We start from the raw sequence: 16,610 nt of genomic DNA on the forward strand, positions 1-16,610 counted from the left end.
TATGCGTGCCGGGGCATGCGGGCGCGGGTAGCGTAAGAGCCGTGACTACCTCCGAGACCCCCCTCGTGCGCGTCCTCGACGCGACCGGACGGTTCGCCCCGTCGGATGCCGCCGAGCGCTACCTCCCGCTGATCGAGAAGATCAGCGACGCGGAGCTCGAGCAGTTCTACCGTGACATGGTCGTCATCCGGGCCATCGACACCCAGGCGACGAACCTGCAGCGTCAGGGCCAGCTGGCGCTGTGGCCGCCGAGCCGCGGCCAGGAGGCGGCCCAGGTCGGCTCCGGTCGCGCCGCCCGCGCGCAGGACACGATCTTCCCGTCGTACCGCGAGCACGCCGTCACCCGCATCCGTGGCGTCGATCCGGTCGACATCATCAAGCTCATGCGCGGCGTCTCGCACGGCGGCTGGGACCCGACCGACCCGAAGAACGGCAACACCCGGCTCTACACCCTCGTGCTCGGCTCGCAGGTGCTGCACGCCGCGGGCTACGCGATGGGCCTCTCCTTCGACGACCGCACCGGCACGGGAGACCCCGAGCGCGACGAAGCGGTCATCGTCTACTACGGCGACGGCGCGTCCAGCCAGGGCGACGTGCACGAGGCGATGGTCTTCGCCGCCAGCTACCAGGCCCCGACGGTGTTCTTCCTGCAGAACAACCACTGGGCGATCTCGGTGCCGGTCTCGACCCAGTCGCGGGTGCCTCTCGTCGAGCGCAGCGCCGGCTACGGCATCCCCAGCGTCCGCGTCGACGGCAACGACGTCCTCGCCAGCTACGCCGTCTCGCGCGTGGCCCTCGACGAGGCCCGCGCCGGCGGCGGACCCCGCGCGATCGAGGCCGTGACCTACCGGCTCGGCGCGCACACCACCAGCGACGACCCCACGAAGTACCGCGGCTCCGAGGAGGAGCAGTCGTGGGCCGAGCGCGACCCGATCATGCGGATGCGCGCGTTCCTGGAGAACCGCGGAGCCTCGGCGGAGTTCTTCGCCGACGTGGACGCCGAGGGCGCCGACGCCGCGGAGGACCTCAGGGCGCGCACCGTGGAGCTGGGCGCGCCCAGCGCCGACAAGATCTTCGACCACGTCTACAGCGAGCCGCATCCGCTGATCGCCGAGCAGAAGGCGTGGCGCGCCAGGTACGAGGCGTCGTTCGAGGGAGGCCAGTCGTGAGCGGAATTCGGACGGATGCCGTTTTCTCGGACGATCCGTGCCGCAGCATCCGATATTCCTGCAATCGTCCGAACTCCGTGAAGGGGCACCAGGCATGACTCTCGAGACGATGCCGTTCAGCAAGGCCCTGAACGCGGGGCTCCGCGCGGCCATGGAGAACGACGACCGGGTCCTGCTCATGGGCGAGGACATCGGCAAGCTCGGCGGTGTCTTCCGCGTGACGGAGCACCTGCAGCGCGACTTCGGCGACCGCCGCGTGCTCGACACCCCGCTCGCCGAGTCGGGGATCGTCGGCACCGCGATCGGACTCGCCATGACCGGGTTCCGGCCCGTCATCGAGATCCAGTTCGACGGCTTCGTGTTCCCGGCGTTCGATCAGATCACCACGCAGCTCGCGAAGCTCACGAACCGGCACGAGGGCAGGCTCTCGCTCCCGATCGTGATCCGCATCCCCTACGGCGGGCACATCGGCGCGGTCGAGCACCACCAGGAGAGCCCCGAGGCGTACTTCGCGCACACCCCGGGTCTGCGCGTGGTGTCGCCGTCGACGCCGAACGACGCGTACTGGATGATCCAGGAGGCGATCGCCTCGAACGACCCGGTGATCTTCATGGAGCCGAAGAGCCGCTACTGGACCAAGGGCGAGGTGGAGCTCGATGCGTCCGCGGCGCCGCTGCACTCGTCGCGCGTCGTGCGCACCGGCACCGACGTCACGCTCGTCGGCCACGGCGCCATGGTCACGACCCTGCTGCAGGCCGCCGCGCTCGCCGAGGCCGAGGGCACCAGCTGCGAGGTCGTCGACGTGCGCTCGCTGTCGCCCATCGACTACGAGCCGATCCTCGACTCGGTGCGCAAGACCGGCCGCATGGTCTACGCCCAGGAGGCGCAGGGCTTCACGAGCCTCGGCAGCGAGGTCGCCGCGACCGTGATGGAGCGGGCGTTCTACGCGCTCGAGGCTCCCGTGCTGCGGGTGTCGGGCTACGACACCCCGTTCCCCCCGGCGAAGCTCGAGGGCGCGTACCTCCCGGATGCCGACCGCATCCTCGAGGCCGTCGACCGTTCGCTGGCCTACTGATGTACAACTGGCGCTCCAGAACTCCGGAGAATTGCGCCCCTTCGCCGCTGAATCTGCGTCAGAGTGGGGATCAGGCCGTGGATCTCCGGAGTTTCGGACGAGGCGCCAGCCGAAAGGACTCGAAATGAGCACGCAGAACTTCACCCTCCCCGACGTCGGCGAAGGCCTCACCGAGGCCGAGATCGTCGCCTGGAAGGTCGCCCCCGGCGACGCGGTCGCGATCAACGACGTCATCTGCGAGATCGAGACGGCCAAGTCGCTCGTCGAGCTCCCGTCCCCACACGCGGGGGTCGTCGGCGAGCTGCTCGTCGCCGAGGGGACGACGGTCGAGGTCGGCACCCCGATCATCAGCTTCGTGACGGATGCCGCTCCCGCTGCGCCCGCGGCCCCTGCCGCTCCGGCAGCTGAGGAGGGCGGCGGCTCCGTGCTCGTCGGCTACGGCTCTGGCGGCGGCGCCACGTCGCGCCGCAAGCGCCCGGCCGAGCGCCCGGTGCGCTCGTCGGTCGGCGTGATCGCGAAGCCGCCGATCCGCAAGCTCGCCCGCGACCTCGGCGTCGACCTCACGACGGTCACCCCGACGGGAGCCGACGGTGAGGTCACCCGCGACGACGTGATGAAGCACGCCTCGCAGGCGAGCGTGTTCCGCAACATCGAGACGCCCGAGTGGGGCGCCGTCCGTGAGGAGACCGTGCCGGCCCCGCAGAGCGCACCGGTGGGTCTCGCCCGCGGTCTCGCTCCGGCTCCGGCATCCGCTCCGCACGTCGACGAGCCGGGCCGCACCGAGTCCATCCCGGTCAAGGGCGTCCGCAAGGCGACCTCCTCGGCCATGGTGCAGAGCGCCTACTCGGCCCCGCACGTGACGGTGTGGAAGGAGATCGACGCGAGCCGCACGATGGAGCTCGTCAAGCGGCTCAAGGCCTCCCCGGACTACGCCGACATCCGCGTCTCGCCGCTGCTCATCATGGCGCGCGCCGTGATCTGGGCGGCCCGCCGCACCCCGATGGTGAACGCGGCGTGGGTCGAGACCGAGAACGGCGCCGAGATCGTCGTGCGCCACTACGTGAACCTCGGCATTGCAGCGGCCACCCCGCGTGGACTCCTCGTGCCGAACATCAAGGACGCGCAGGACCTCGGCATGAAGGACCTCGCCCGTGCCCTGAACCGCCTCACGCTCACCGCGCGCGAGGGCAAGACCAGCCCCGCCGACCAGCAGGGCGGAACCATCACGATCACCAACATCGGCGTGTTCGGGATGGATGCCGGCACTCCGATCATCAACCCCGGCGAGGCAGGCATCGTGGCGATGGGCACGATCAGCCAGAAGCCGTGGGTCGTCGACGGCGAGGTGCGCCCCCGCTGGGTGACCACGGTCGCCGGGTCCTTCGACCACCGCGTGATCGACGGCGACGGCATGAGCCGCTTCATCGCAGACGTGGCGAGCGTGCTGGAGGAGCCCGCGCTGCTCGTCGACTGAGGTCGGCCGTTCAGGTCGGACGCCCGCGCCGTCGGAAAACGGAGACCGACCTGCTGATCTCCGGCGTGTCGTGGCGTGCAACGCCGGGGCGGATCGAGTTCGTCTCTGTTTTCCCACCGCGCCCCTGCGCCCGGGAAGCCGGATGCCGGGGCTACCCGCGCGCCAGCCGCCGCTCGGCCAGCAGCGGCACGGCGCGCTCCCTCGCCGCACGCCGCGCCGTCGCGACGGCGCCGAGCGAGACCACCTCGGCCCCGAGCGACGAGGCGAGCAGTTCGGGGGCGGGGAGGTGCAGCTGTGACGGCAGCACGGCGCGGGCGGCGGCCAGCACAGGCTCGATGCTCTCGGCGACGGCGCCGCAGATGATGACGCGGGCGGGGTCGTACATGCTGCCGAGCACACCGACGATGCGGGCGACGGTCTCGCCCAGCTGGCCGGCGATGAGCAGGGCGTCGGCGTCGCCTGCGGCGGCGAGGGTCAGGACGAGGCGGGGGTCGATCCGCTCGGCGTCGGCGAGCCGGCCGATCGGGCTGCCGGCGTCGACTTCTCCGGTGTCCACGGCGGCGAGCAGCTGATGGTGCAGCGCCGGACCGAGGCCGAACGCCGAGCCGACCCCGATGATGTGGTCGAACACGACGCCCTCGCCGACGCCGCCGTGGGCGCCGTGCAGCAGGTGGCCGTCGACGACGACGCCGCCGCCGAAGCGCTCGCCGGCGAGCAGGGCGACGTAGTCCCGGCATCCGATCGCCGCGCCTTGCGCGCCCTCGGCGACGGCGGCGAGCAGGGCGTCGTTCTTGATCTCGACGACCGGCGCCCAGTCGCGCAGCGCTGCGGCGAGCCCCGGGTTCGTGCGCTCCCAGAACCCCTCCGGATGCGGGGGTGAGATGCCGTCGCGGGTGACGGGGGCGGCGACGCCGACGCAGATCGCGAGGAGATCGTCGCGGGTGCGACCGGCTTCGGAGAGGGCGTCCTGGAGGCGTTCGAGGATGATCGCCAGACGCTCCTCCGGTGTCTCCTCGGGGTCGACATCGGTGCGGTGCTGCACGAGCGTCGTCTGCAGCGGGTCGGCGACGGTCACTGCGAGGTGCGTGTCTCCCGCATCGATGCCCACGACGACGCCCAGATCGGGCATCAGGGCGAAGCGCCGCGCCGGCCGCCCCGCGCGGTAGGCGCCGACCGCACGGGCGTTCGGGAGCTCGCACAGGATCTGCCCGCTGACCAGGGTGTCCACGGCATCGATCGCGGTGGATCGGGTGAGAGAGGTGGCCGCCATGACCTCGGTCGCGGTGAACTCGCCGGCGGTCCAGGCGAAGTCGAGGACGGCCCCGACGCTCGCGCGTCCGGTGCCCAGATCTGCAGAAACTTCTGTCACGGCTCTTGACCTGCCCTCTTCTCCAATGAGAGAGTACCGTCCGACGAAGTAAATTCGCTCACTAGATTTAGTCTACGGATCTACCAATCGGAAGGACGACGGTGTCTGTGAAACCCCAACGACTCGCGGCCGGTGCGACCGCGCTGATCATGATCGGCGCCGCAGTCACGGGCTGCGCCGCGGGAGACGGTCGCGAGACCATCCGCTTCACCTTCAGCAAACGCGAAGCGATCGAGTTCATGACGAACCTCGTGGCCGAGTACAACGCATCGCAGAGCGACGTGCGCGTCGAGATCGACACCTCGGGCGTCGACGTGGTCTCGGCCAGCTTCGTGCGCGGCAACCCGCCCGACATCATGCTCGCCAACTACAACTTCGAGATCGCCCGGTTCGTGCAGCGCTGCGCGCTCATCGATCTCGGAAACACGGATGCCGCGGCATCCGTCCGCGACGACCTCCAGCCCCTCATGGACCAGTACGGCTCGTGCGCCGGACGCACCAGCGCGCTGCCGTACTCGGTGATGGCGGCATCCGTCATCTACAACAAGGAGATCTTCGCCGCCCAGGGCATCGAGGTCCCGCAGACCTGGGACGAGCTCATCGCGGCGTGCGACCAGCTCAAGGCCGCGGGCATCACCCCGTTCTACGCGACCTTCAAGGACGACTGGACCGTCGGGCAGGGCTGGTACGACTACTCCCTCGGCGGCTCGATCGACGTGATCGACTTCTTCGACGGCATGAACGCCGAGGGCGCCGACGTCGGACCCGACTCGACCGTGTCGTTCCAGAACGACTTCGCCGAGCCGATGGACAGGATGCTCCAGCTGACGAAGGACTACGTCAACGAGGACGCACCCAGCCGCGGCTACGGCGACGGCAACCTCGCCTTCTCGAAGGGCGAGGCCGCGATGTACCTGCAGGGCCCGTGGGCGTTCAGCGAGATCGCGAAGACGGCCCCCGACCTGCAGCTGGGCACGTTCCCGCTGCCGATGACCGACGACCCCGACGATCTCGCCGTGCGCGTCAACATGGACCTCGCCGCCATGATCCCCGAGGGGTCGCGGCACCAGGAGGCCGCACGCGACTTCCTGGAGTTCCTGTACGAGCCGCAGAACATCGAGGCCTACAACGAGTCCCAGCTCGGCTTCACGCCGACCGAGAATGCTCCGGCACCGAGCGATCCGCGCATCGCCGGGATGATCGACTACTACGACGACGGCCGGATCTACCAGGGTCCGTCGGTGCTCGTCCCGAAGACGATCCCCGTCTTCAACTACGCCCAGGCGATGGTGCTCGGCGCAGACCCGAACACGACACTCCGCACGATGGATGCCGACTGGGCGCGCGTCGCCTTCCGCGCACCGGTCGTGAAGACCGAGACAGAGGAGTCCGGCGAATGAGCACCACGACCACGATCGTCACCTCGGGCGACCGCACCGTACGGCGCAGCTCGCGCCGCGTCGAGCCGATCTACTACCTGTTCCTGCTCCCGACGCTGCTGCTGTTCACGCTCGCGATCACGCTGCCCGGGGTCATCGGCATCTTCTTCAGCTTCACCGACTCGATCGGCATCGGCGACTGGAGCTTCAACGGGCTCACGAACTACATCGCCGTCTTCAGCGACCCGGCGATCCTGCAGAGCTATCTGTTCACGTTCGGCTTCTCGATCGCGACGGTCATCGTCGTCAACATCGTGGCCTTCCTGCTCGCGGTGGGGCTGACATCCCGCATCCGCTTCAAGACGGGGCTGCGCACGGTGTTCGTGATCCCGATGGTGATCTCGGGCATCATCATCGCCTACGTCTTCAACTTCCTGTTCTCGAACTCGCTCCCTGCGGCTGGCGCGGCCACCGGCATCCCGTGGCTGGAGACGAGCCTGCTCGCCAACCCCGACCTCGCCTGGGTGGCCATCGTGATCGTGACCGCGTGGCAGGCGGTCCCCGGCACCCTGCTGATCTACATCGCCGGTCTCCTGTCGGTGCCGGGCGAGGTCTACGAGGCCGCGTCGATCGACGGCGCCAACAAGACCCAGCAGCTCACCCGCATCACCGTGCCGCTCGTGGCGGGGTACGTGGTGATCAACATCATCCTCGGGTTCAAGGGCTTCCTGAACGCCTACGACATCATCGTCGGCCTCACCAACGGCGGCCCAGGCACCTCCACCCGCAGCGTCGCCATGACGATCATCGCGGGCTTCAACGGCGGCGACTACGCCTACCAGATGGCCAACGCGACCATCTTCTTCATCGTCGCCATCCTCATCTCCCTGCTCCAGCTCTCGATGACCCGCGGAAGGAACGCACTCTGATGTCGACGCAGACACTCACCACCGTCACCGCCTCCGGCCGCAAACCCCGCATCAGGATGGAGAGGGTCAACTGGTCGGGAACGATCATCCTGATCCTGTGCGCGGTCACCGTGCTCCTGCCGCTGTACGTGACCATCTCGATGGCGTTCAAGACGACCTCCCAGGCCGTCGACGGCAACGCCTTCTCCCTGCCGGCGCCCTTCAGCATCGAAGGGTTCGTCGCCGCCTGGAACCTCACGAAGTTCCCCGTCGGCGCCGGCATCTCGCTGCTCGTCACCGCCGGCACCGTCGTCGCGACCATCCTCCTCGCCGCGCTCGCCTCCTACGCGATCGTGCGCAACTGGGATCGGAAGCTCTTCCGGTACTCGTTCTTCTACCTGCTCGCGGCGATGTTCATCCCGTTCCCCGTCGTGGCCCTCCCGCAGATCCAGCTCACCGGACGCGTGGGGCTCGACAACCCGTTCGGCGTGATCATCCTCGCCACGATGTTCCAGCTCAGCTTCAGCGTGCTGCTGTTCACGGCGTTCCTGCGGTCGATCCCCATGGAGCTCGAGGAGAGCGCCCGCATCGACGGCGCGACGACGTGGCAGACGTTCTGGAAGCTGATCTTCCCGCTGCTCGCGCCGATGAGCGCCACGGTCGGCATCTTCGCCTTCCTGTACGCCTGGAACGACTTCATGATGCCGTCGCTGATCATCTCCGATCCCGCACTGCAGACCCTTCCGGTGCGGCAGAACCTGTTCCAGACTCAGTTCAGCAACAACTACAACGTGTCCTTCGCCTCGTACCTGATGGCGATGGCCCCGGCGATCCTCGCCTACCTGTTCACGCAGCGCTTCGTCATGGAGGGCGTGACCCAGGGCGCCGTCAAGGGCTGAGCCGCACACCCGCAGAACCACCCACAAGAAAGAAGGAGCACGACCCCTCATGACCGACGCTCTCCTCGTCGAGACCCGCACCGCCGACACCGCCGCATGGTGGCGTCAGGCCGCCGTCTACCAGATCTACCCGCGGAGCTTCGCCGATGCGAACGGAGACGGCCTGGGCGACATCCCCGGCATCCTCTCCCGCGTCGACTACCTCGAGAAGCTCGGCATCGATGCCGTGTGGCTCAGCCCGTTCTACCCCTCGGCTCTCGCCGACGGCGGCTACGACGTGGCCGACTACCGCGACGTCGACCCCCGCCTCGGCACGCTCGAGGACTTCGACGCCATGGTGGCAGCCCTCCACGCCCGTGGCATCAGGGTCGTCGTCGACATCGTTCCCAACCACACGTCCGACCTGCACGCGTGGTTCCAGGAGGCGCTCGCCGCAGGGCGCGGCTCCGCCGCCCGTGAGCGCTTCATCTTCCGCGAGGGGAAGGGCGAGAACGGCGAGCTTCCTCCGACCGACTGGGTGTCGGTGTTCGGCGGCTCCGCCTGGGAGCGGGTCGAGGACGGGCAGTGGTACTTCCACAACTTCGCCGTCGAGCAGCCCGACCTCAACTGGGACAACCCCGAGGTGCGCGAGGACTTCCTGACGACGTTGCGCTTCTGGTCGGACCGCGGGGTCGACGGCTTCCGCATCGACGTCGCCCACATGCTCACGAAGGATCTCAGCGAGCCGCTGCCCAGCCGCGCAGAGCTCGACGCGATCCCGCAGGACGGCAACCACCCGCTGATCGACCGTGACGACGTGCACGAGATCTACGCCGAGTGGCGCCGCGTGTTCGACGAGTACGACCCGCCGCGCACGGCCGTCGCCGAGGCGTGGGTGTCGACGCCGGAGCGCCGCGCGAAGTACGCCTCCGCCGAGGGGCTGGGGCAGGCGTTCAACTTCGACCTGCTCGTCGCCGACTTCGACGCGGAAGAGTTCCGCACGATCATCACCGACAACCTCGCGCAGTCGGACACGACGGGATCCTCGACGACCTGGGTGCTCTCCAACCACGACGTCACCCGTCACGCGACGCGCTACGGCCTGCCGGCGCTGAACGGACGACACGTCAAGCAGGGCACCGAATGGGTCGCCGCCGGGGGGCCGGACGAGGGCATCGACCGCGAGCAGGGCCTCCGCCGCGCGCACGCCGCGACCCTGCTGCTGCTGGGCCTGCCCGGCAGCACGTACCTGTACCAGGGCGAGGAGCTCGGCCTCCAGGAGGTCGCCGAGATCACACCGGAGGAGCGTCAGGACCCGACGTTCTTCCGCGGCGGCGAGTTCGACGGACTGGGCCGTGACGGTTGCCGCGTGCCGCTGCCGTGGACGGCATCCGGGCCCTCCTTCGGATTCGGGGCCGTCGAGGCGCACCTGCCCCAGCCGGCGTGGTTCGCCGCGTTCGCCGCAGACGTCGAGGCCGCGGATCCCTCGTCGACGCTGTCGCTGTACCGCGAGGCGCTGCGCCTGCGTCGGGTGCTGCAGGCCGACGAGAGCCTGCAGTGGATCGAGACCGGCCGTGCCGACGTGCTGCGCTTCGCCCGCCCGAACGGCTGGCAGGTCGTGACGAACTTCGGCACGGAGCCGTTCGACCTCGGGAAGGATGCCGTCGACGTCGTGCTGGGCGCCCTCGACGGCGGTGCGGTGCCTGGCGAGTCCACGGTGTGGATCGCCCCGGCGGGCCTCATCGGCTGACGCCCGTCCGCTGCACGCGCTGCGGGCCTGTCGGTCGTCGAGATCGGCGGGCCCGCATCGCCCTGCGGGGCCAGGTGGCGCCGGTTCACACCACCGCGGTGTTCGGCAGCGAGCTCACGGTCGGCGTGACGTATGCGCGGCGTCGGGCGGAGATGTCGGTGGGGCGGGCGCTCCGCGGCACCGTGCGGTCGACGGCGATCACCTCGAACTCCTGGATCTGCGCGGGCTGCACGGGCGTGAGATGGATCATGCAGATCAGTTCGCCCCGGACGCCGGGGAGGGACCAGGTGACGTCGGCCGGCGTGGCGGAGGACAGGATCTCGGGCGCATCGGACCCCTCGCGGAGTCCGCCGACCTGGGAGATGAGCTCGTCGATCGCTGCTCTGCGCTGGGCGAGCGGGCGGTCGAAGTCGATGTTGTCGGCGAAGATCTCGGCCGCGGCGCCGTCGTCCCACGAGCGGACCAGCCCGTCGGCCGCGGCCATCAGCCGACGCGTCTCCGGCCACAGTCGGACCACCCGCGCCGGGGTGGCGTTGACGGAGAGCGTGCGGAGCAGCGCATCCTCGGACAGCCCGACCGGGTTGCCGCGATGGCTGTTGGTGAGCACGATCACCCCGGTGCCGGAGGAGGCGTGCCACACGATGTTCAGGATGAACCCCGGGAGCCCGCCGCTGTGCGACACGATCGACCCGCGGTGCAGGTCGTGGCGCACGAAGAGGCCGAGCGCGTAGCCTCCCGCCACGAACTTCCAGGTCCCCTCGGGCCGTGCCTGCAGCGACGGGATGTCGACCTGATGGATGCGCTGCAGCTCGCGCCGCGTCGCCCTGGCGACGATCGCGTCATCGCCGCCCGGACGGGTCGCCGCCGCGAGGAACGCCACCCAGATGCTGAGGTCGTTGATCGTGGAGTGCATGCCGCCGGCGGCGGCCATCGCATCGGAGACCTGGGGAGGGAAGGCCACCCAGTTCCCGTCGGCATCCAGCGAGTACCCGACCGCGCGATGGAACCCGCCGTCGGGTGCGCGGTTGTCGAACCAGGTGCGGGCCATGCCGAGCGGGCGCAGGATCTCCTCCGTGACCCAGTCCTCCACGCGCATGCCGACGGCCTTGGCGACCGCGAGACCGGCCATCGTGAAGCCGATGTTCGAGTACTCGAAGACCGTTCCCGGGTGGTTGCTGTAGGCGAGACCCGGTCTGATCCGATCCACGAGCTCGGTCTCGCTCAGACCGAGGAACGGATCGACCCAGGAGTTGTCCTCGGTGAGGCCCCCGCTCATGCTGAGCAGCTGTCGCAGGGTCGGCGCGGCGGCGGGCTCGTCGCCGACGGTGCCGTGCCACTCGGGGAAGAAGTCCGTGATCGGCGCCTCGATGTCGAGAAGACCGCGGTCCCTGGCCAGCAGCGCCCCCAGTGCGACGAAGCTCTTCGTGATCGACGCGATCGGGAACACGGTGTCGGCATCCGGCGCCCTGTCGTCGGCGTCGGCGGCGCCGAACCCCCGGCTGTGCGCGAGTCCGTCCGGGCCGACGAGCCCGTACACGAGCCCCCGGGCCTGACCCGCTGCGGTGTACTGCCCGAAGAAGGCGTCGAGCTGATCGACGAGGGGGACGGCCAAGGTTTCACTGGACATGGGGCTCCTTCGGTCTGTTCGTCCAGGCTCCCGTGCCGCGGCGCGCGACACAATGTCCCGGACGACCGAGAATCGATGTCGGCGTGTGCGCCACGACGAAGATTTGATAATGGTTCTCATTAGCGTTTAGAGTGGGAGCATGCACAAGCCCCTCGCCGCTCTCGCCCTCGTCTCCGTCGCCGCTCTCGCGCTCTCGGGCTGCGCAGGGTCGACCTCGGGGGCTTCACCCACGGGGGGAGCGGATGCCGGCGGCATCCGCGTCGTCGCGTCGACCAACGTGTACGGATCCATCGCCGCGGAGATCGGCGGCGACCGGGTCGACGTCACCTCGATCATCGACAACGCCGCGCAGGACCCGCACTCCTACGAGGCCACGGCCCGTGACCGCCTCGCCGTGCAGAAGGCCGACCTCGTGATCGAGAACGGCGGAGGCTACGACGCGTTCGTCGACACGCTGCTCGAGGACGCCAAGGACCCGGCCGTCGTCACCGCGGTGGAGTACTCGCACGACTACCCCGGCAACGAGGGGCACGACGCGGATGCCGAGGACCACGCCCACGACCACGGCGATGAGGCCGACGGCCACGCAGGACACGACCACATCGAGGGCTTCAACGAGCACGTCTGGTTCGACCCGCACACCATGACCCACGTCGTGGAGGCCATCGCCGAGGAGTTCACCGAGCTCGACCCCGATGGCAAGAGCGACTTCGAGGCCAACGCCGCGAAGATCACCGCCGAGCTGGAGGGCTTCGAGGGCGACCTGGAGACGCTGAAGACCGAGGCCGCAGGAGCAGAGGTCTTCATGACCGAGCCGCTGCCCGGCTACCTCGTCGAAGCCGCAGGACTCACCGACGCGACCCCCGACGGGTTCGCCGAGTCGGTCGAGGAGGGCACCGACGTCGCACCGGCCACCCTGCTCAAGGCGCTCGACGTGATCAAGGGCGGCTCGGTGCGCGCCCTGCTCGTGAACGCGCAGACCGGAGGCTCCGAGACGCAGCGCGTCGAAGACGCGGCGAAGGAGGCGGGCGTGCCCGTCGTGTCCTTCTCGGAGCTGCTGCAGGACGGATCGTCGTACGCTGAGTGGATGCGTGACGCGATCAAGAACCTCGCCGCCGCCGTCACCCCGTGAGCGGCGCCGGGGAGGGCGTCGCCGCGCCCGTGCTGGAGATCAGCGGCGCCGCTCTCCACCGCGGCGACCGAGAGCTGTGGTCGGGGCTCGACCTCACGGTGAACCCCGGCGAGTTCATCGCGGTGCTGGGGCCCTCCGGCTCGGGCAAGACCACGCTGCTGCGCAGCATCCTCGGTCTGCAGCCGCTGTCGGCCGGGACGATCACCGTGGCAGGAGAGCCCGTTCGCCGGGGGAACCCGCGCATCGGGTACATCCCGCAGCAGCGGTCCATCCCCGCGGACACCAGCATGCGGGCCCGCGACCTCGTCGCCCTCGGCGTGCAGGGCAGCCGCTTCGGGCTGCCCCTGCCGCACCGCGGCGACCGGGCGAAGGTCGACCGCCTCCTGGGGTCGGTCGGCGCGGCGCACTACGCCGAGCGCCGGGTCGGACTCCTGTCGGGGGGAGAGCAGCAGCGGCTCCGCGTCGGTCAGGCGCTGGCCGACGAGCCCTCGCTGCTGCTGTGCGACGAGCCGCTCTCCGCCCTCGACCTCGCGAACCAGGTCGCGGTGACCGACATCATCGACCGCCAGCGACGCGACCGCGAGGCCGCTGTCCTGTTCGTCACGCACGACATCAACCCGATCCTCGGCAGGGTCGACCGCATCCTCTACATCGCCGGTGGACACTTCGTTCTCGGCACCCCCGACGAGGTGCTGCAGACGAGGGTCCTCACCGATCTCTACGGCACCCCGGTGTTCGTGCTCAGGGCAGGCGACCGGCTGGTGGTCGTCGGGGTCCCTGACGTCGAGCCTCACCACGCGCACGACGAGGAGGGCGCCGCATGAACTGGGGTGACGTCTTCTCCTTCCAGGACTACGGCGAGCTCGTCGCCCTCCTCGCGAACTCGATCATCGCCGGCGCCGTGCTCGGCATCGTCGGCGGCCTGATCGGCGTGTTCGTGATGCAGCGCGACCTCGCCTTCGCCGTCCACGGAGTGAGCGAGCTCTCGTTCGCCGGCGCCGCCGCGGCCCTGCTGTTCGGCGGGAGCGTGGTGGCCGGATCCCTCGGCGGGGCGCTCGTGGCCGCGATCCTCATCGGGCTGCTCGGCGCCAAGGCGCGGGACCGCAACTCGGTCGTCGGCGTGCTCATGCCGTTCGGGCTCGGACTCGGCATCCTCTTCCTGTCGCTCTACGACGGGCGCAGCGCCAACCGGTTCAGCCTGCTCACCGGGCAGATCGTATCGGTGTCGAGCCCCGACCTCGGCTGGCTGATCGGCATCAGCCTGGTCGTCCTCCTCGGCCTGCTGCTCATGTGGAACCCGCTGCGGTTCGACTCGCTCGACCCCGAGTCGGCGGCCGCGCGCGGCGTGCCCACGCGCGCGGTGAGCCTGATCTTCATGGTGCTGCTCGGCCTGATCGTGGCCGTGAGCGTGCACATCATCGGCGCCCTGCTCGTCATGGCGCTGCTGGTGACCCCCGCAGCCGCCGCCATGCGCGTCACCGCCGGGCCGCTGGCCGTGCCGCTGCTCGCGGCGCTGTTCGGCTTCACGGCGGCGGTGGGAGGCATCCTGCTCGCGCTCGCCGGAACCCTCCCGGTGAGCCCGTACATCACCACGCTGTCGTTCCTGATCTACGTCGTGTGCTGGCTCGTGCAGCGCGTGCGCGGGCGGGTGCGCCGGGCCTGACGTCCACGGCTGTTGCTACACTGTAGTGCATGGTAGCGCCGACGAACGTACGCTTCACAGAGGCGGTCAACGATGCACTCACGCGCTTCGTCAAGACCACAGGTCAGACGAAGTCGAGCGTCATCAACAGCGCCGTCGAGGAGTGGCTCCGGATGCAGCTGCACCCGAGCATCCGCTTCCTCGCCGTCGAGACCGGAGAGCGGCGGGCCGCCGTGATCGGCGGTCCCCAGGTCTGGACGATCGCCGAGGCCTGGCTTGCTCACGACGTGAGCGAGCGCAGTCCGCAGGCGCTGGCCGAGACACTGGGCCTGCCGTTGGCGACGATCGACGATGCGCTGAACTACTGGGCCGAGAACCGCGCCGAGATCGACGACGTCATCGAGCGGCACCGGTCCGCACAGGACGAGGCGCTGGCCGCGTGGGAGAGGCGCAGGGCGATTGACGCCGCCTGACATCAGGCTGCTGCTCGACGAGCATTACCCGTCTCGGCTCGCTGCATCGCTTCGCGAGGCCGGGCTCGACGCCACGGCGATCGTGGAGCGCGCGGAGATGCTCGGGGTCGACGACACCTCCGTGTTGCGCGCAGCGAACGGGGAAGGGCGCATCGTCGTCACCGAGGACGTCACGACCTTCGGGATCGCGATGGCGCGGCTTCCCGACCACGCGGCGGGCGTCGTCTTCTGCCACCACGCCCGCTTCCCGCGCACTCGGCCGGGGCTCGAGAGGCTGCGGCGATCGCTGCTCGCTTTCGCCGCAGACCCGCCCCCCGGCATCGGGCGGCCAGGGTTCGTGTGGTGGCTGTCGAGCTGAATCGACTCGGACGCGTCTCGGCTCACACCCGGGCGAGCGCCTCGATGTCTTCCAGGAACTCGGCCGCGGTCTCGGGGGAGACGGTGGTGCGGGTGCCGGCGATCGCCTCGAGGTAGTCCTGCGTGCTCGGTCCGTCGGGTGCGGATGCCGTGGCGCCCGACGCGATGGCCACCTCGAACGCGCGCTGCGAGGCGCTCCGCGCCGCGAACTCGATGTCGGCGGGGGAGAAGCCTTCCGTGCGGTCGACGAGGATGTCGATGTCGACGGCATCCGACACCTGTGCGGGGATGTAGCGGAGCCAGATCGCCGCCCGCGCCGCCCGGTCGGGCAGCCCGATGGGGATGACGTAGTCGAAGCGTCCGTGGCGGAGGAACGCGCTGTCGAGCGCGCGGATGAAGTTCGTGGCGCACACCAGGAGGCGGCCCGGCTGCTCTCGGAAGGTCGGGATGATCTTCAGCAGCTCGTTCGTGACGCCCTGCAGCGGGGACGGCGGCTCGCCGGACCGCTGGGCGGCGATCTCCTCGACCTCGTCGATGAAGACCACGGCGTGCTCGAGCTCGGAGATCTTGGTGAAGGTGTCCCGCAGCGCGCCGGCGAGACCCTTCGGATCGGCGGCCAGCCGCGAGGGGAACACCTCGACGAACGACCACTCCAGACGCGAGGCGATGGCCTTCGCGAAGGTCGTCTTGCCGGTGCCGGGAGGGCCGAACAGCACCACGGCGCGCGGTGGCACGACGCCGAAGCTCTCCGCGAGGTCGGGTTCGGCGAGAGGCAGCACGAGCCGCTGCTCCAGGATCTCCTTCTCGCGCCGCATGCCCGACACCGACTCCCACAGGTCGCGCGGCATGAGGCGGCCGCCGAGCTCGGCGAGGGAGGTGAGCTCCTGCCGCTGCACCGGGATGCGCCGCTCGAAGTACTTCAGGTGGTGCTTCGACTCGAACCCGCGCGCCGCGAAGGCGGCGAGCCGCGTCTCGACCTCGGGCATCAGCGCTGAGAGCTTCGTCAGCCCGTGCGGCGCCATGCTCTTCTCCAGGGCGCCGAGGAGCGCCGAGCCGATGCCGCGGTCGCGCCAGGCCTCGTCGATCGCGAAGAACACGACCCAGCCCTGGTCGTGAGCCGCGCGTCCGACCACGGCGGCGATCACATCGTCTCCGTGCACCGCGACGATCGCGTGGTCCTTCTGGCAGGAGGCGACGACCTCGCTGAGGTCGTACACCGGCTCGATGCCGGCGCGCTTGAGCTCCTCCCACAGGTGCAGGATGCCGCCCAGATCGTCGTTGTGGAACTCGCGCAGTCGCCAGCCGGTCATCTGGACTCCCTCGTCTCGGATGCCGCAACGATACCGAGTCGCATGCACCCCGGCCGAACCCGCCCGT

The 16,610-nt window shown here is 69.7% G+C and carries 15 protein-coding genes; 12 read left to right on the plus strand and 3 right to left on the minus strand.

Annotated elements, in window-relative coordinates:
* The first annotated feature begins 41 nt into the window (after positions 1-41).
* The 3 genes from LC438_RS01250 (at position 42) to LC438_RS01260 (ending at position 3,718) form a co-directional block, all read left to right on the plus strand.
* Positions 42-1,169 carry a thiamine pyrophosphate-dependent dehydrogenase E1 component subunit alpha gene (locus LC438_RS01250; protein WP_223585581.1) on the plus strand — a complete coding sequence of 376 codons (1,128 nt, stop codon included), beginning with the start codon at positions 42-44 and terminating at the stop codon, positions 1,167-1,169.
* Positions 1,170-1,263: 94 nt separating this feature from the next.
* A complete protein-coding gene (locus LC438_RS01255; protein WP_105677269.1) occupies positions 1,264-2,244 on the plus strand; it encodes an alpha-ketoacid dehydrogenase subunit beta in 981 nt (326 codons plus the stop codon).
* Between the two features lie 124 nt (positions 2,245-2,368).
* On the plus strand, positions 2,369-3,718 hold the full coding sequence (locus LC438_RS01260; RefSeq protein ID WP_223585582.1) for a dihydrolipoamide acetyltransferase family protein: 1,350 nt from the start codon (positions 2,369-2,371) through the stop codon (positions 3,716-3,718).
* Between the two features lie 151 nt (positions 3,719-3,869).
* Here the strand turns inward: LC438_RS01260 and LC438_RS01265 are convergent, their stop codons facing one another.
* Complete coding sequence (locus tag LC438_RS01265; protein WP_223585583.1) at positions 3,870-5,087, minus strand: ROK family protein; 1,218 nt, start codon at positions 5,085-5,087, stop codon at positions 3,870-3,872.
* Positions 5,088-5,236: 149 nt separating this feature from the next.
* Between LC438_RS01265 and LC438_RS01270 the strand changes: the two genes are divergently transcribed.
* From LC438_RS01270 to LC438_RS01285, 4 genes are read left to right on the plus strand one after another with little or no spacing between them, the layout of a single operon-like run.
* Positions 5,237-6,487, plus strand: coding sequence for an ABC transporter substrate-binding protein (locus LC438_RS01270; protein ID WP_223587438.1), 1,251 nt, complete (start codon positions 5,237-5,239; stop codon positions 6,485-6,487).
* Positions 6,484-7,395, plus strand: a complete 912-nt coding sequence (locus tag LC438_RS01275; protein ID WP_105677273.1) for a carbohydrate ABC transporter permease — start codon at positions 6,484-6,486, stop codon at positions 7,393-7,395. The genes LC438_RS01270 and LC438_RS01275 overlap by 4 nt, the downstream gene beginning before the upstream one ends.
* Complete coding sequence (locus LC438_RS01280) at positions 7,395-8,273, plus strand: carbohydrate ABC transporter permease (RefSeq protein ID WP_105677274.1); 879 nt, start codon at positions 7,395-7,397, stop codon at positions 8,271-8,273. The genes LC438_RS01275 and LC438_RS01280 overlap by 1 nt, the downstream gene beginning before the upstream one ends.
* 49 nt (positions 8,274-8,322) lie before the next feature.
* Complete coding sequence (locus tag LC438_RS01285) at positions 8,323-10,002, plus strand: glycoside hydrolase family 13 protein (protein ID WP_105677276.1); 1,680 nt, start codon at positions 8,323-8,325, stop codon at positions 10,000-10,002.
* An 85-nt stretch (positions 10,003-10,087) separates the two neighbouring features.
* Here LC438_RS01285 and LC438_RS01290 read toward each other — a convergent pair whose 3' ends face one another.
* Positions 10,088-11,629, minus strand: a complete 1,542-nt coding sequence (locus tag LC438_RS01290; protein ID WP_223585584.1) for a serine hydrolase — start codon at positions 11,627-11,629, stop codon at positions 10,088-10,090.
* A 139-nt stretch (positions 11,630-11,768) separates the two neighbouring features.
* Between LC438_RS01290 and LC438_RS01295 the strand changes: the two genes are divergently transcribed.
* The 5 genes from LC438_RS01295 to LC438_RS01315 are packed head-to-tail and all read left to right on the plus strand — an operon-like array spanning position 11,769 to position 15,234.
* The gene (locus LC438_RS01295; protein ID WP_105677280.1) at positions 11,769-12,761 is read left to right on the plus strand and encodes a metal ABC transporter solute-binding protein, Zn/Mn family; all 993 of its coding nucleotides are present in this window, start codon (positions 11,769-11,771) and stop codon (positions 12,759-12,761) included.
* Positions 12,758-13,585 carry a metal ABC transporter ATP-binding protein gene (locus LC438_RS01300; protein WP_223585585.1) on the plus strand — a complete coding sequence of 276 codons (828 nt, stop codon included), beginning with the start codon at positions 12,758-12,760 and terminating at the stop codon, positions 13,583-13,585. Before LC438_RS01295 ends, LC438_RS01300 begins: the two co-directional genes overlap by 4 nt.
* The gene (locus LC438_RS01305) at positions 13,582-14,424 is read left to right on the plus strand and encodes a metal ABC transporter permease (RefSeq protein ID WP_105677282.1); all 843 of its coding nucleotides are present in this window, start codon (positions 13,582-13,584) and stop codon (positions 14,422-14,424) included. Before LC438_RS01300 ends, LC438_RS01305 begins: the two co-directional genes overlap by 4 nt.
* A gap of 29 nt (positions 14,425-14,453) precedes the next feature.
* Entirely contained in the window at positions 14,454-14,876 is a 423-nt protein-coding gene (locus tag LC438_RS01310) for a hypothetical protein (RefSeq protein ID WP_105677284.1), read from the plus strand.
* Positions 14,863-15,234, plus strand: a complete 372-nt coding sequence (locus LC438_RS01315) for a DUF5615 family PIN-like protein (protein ID WP_223585586.1) — start codon at positions 14,863-14,865, stop codon at positions 15,232-15,234. The genes LC438_RS01310 and LC438_RS01315 overlap by 14 nt, the downstream gene beginning before the upstream one ends.
* A gap of 22 nt (positions 15,235-15,256) precedes the next feature.
* Here the strand turns inward: LC438_RS01315 and LC438_RS01320 are convergent, their stop codons facing one another.
* A complete protein-coding gene (locus LC438_RS01320; RefSeq protein ID WP_105677286.1) occupies positions 15,257-16,543 on the minus strand; it encodes an ATP-binding protein in 1,287 nt (428 codons plus the stop codon).
* Between the last annotated feature and the right edge of the window lie 67 nt (positions 16,544-16,610).

It is taken from the genome of Microbacterium sp. OVT16B, from assembly GCF_019969705.1.
In the GTDB taxonomy this organism is placed as follows: Bacteria; Actinomycetota; Actinomycetes; order Actinomycetales; family Microbacteriaceae; genus Microbacterium; species Microbacterium natoriense.

Coding starts and splice junctions, on each gene's coding strand:
- LC438_RS01310 (WP_105677284.1), top strand. CDS start 14,454: ATGGTAGCGCCGACGAACGTACGCTTCACAGAGGCGGTCAACGATGCA.
- LC438_RS01290 (WP_223585584.1), bottom strand. CDS start 11,629: ATGTCCAGTGAAACCTTGGCCGTCCCCCTCGTCGATCAGCTCGACGCC.
- LC438_RS01280 (WP_105677274.1), top strand. CDS start 7,395: ATGTCGACGCAGACACTCACCACCGTCACCGCCTCCGGCCGCAAACCC.
- LC438_RS01270 (WP_223587438.1), top strand. CDS start 5,237: ATGATCGGCGCCGCAGTCACGGGCTGCGCCGCGGGAGACGGTCGCGAG.
- LC438_RS01275 (WP_105677273.1), top strand. CDS start 6,484: ATGAGCACCACGACCACGATCGTCACCTCGGGCGACCGCACCGTACGG.
- LC438_RS01295 (WP_105677280.1), top strand. CDS start 11,769: ATGCACAAGCCCCTCGCCGCTCTCGCCCTCGTCTCCGTCGCCGCTCTC.
- LC438_RS01305 (WP_105677282.1), top strand. CDS start 13,582: ATGAACTGGGGTGACGTCTTCTCCTTCCAGGACTACGGCGAGCTCGTC.
- LC438_RS01285 (WP_105677276.1), top strand. CDS start 8,323: ATGACCGACGCTCTCCTCGTCGAGACCCGCACCGCCGACACCGCCGCA.
- LC438_RS01255 (WP_105677269.1), top strand. CDS start 1,264: ATGACTCTCGAGACGATGCCGTTCAGCAAGGCCCTGAACGCGGGGCTC.
- LC438_RS01260 (WP_223585582.1), top strand. CDS start 2,369: ATGAGCACGCAGAACTTCACCCTCCCCGACGTCGGCGAAGGCCTCACC.
- LC438_RS01320 (WP_105677286.1), bottom strand. CDS start 16,543: ATGACCGGCTGGCGACTGCGCGAGTTCCACAACGACGATCTGGGCGGC.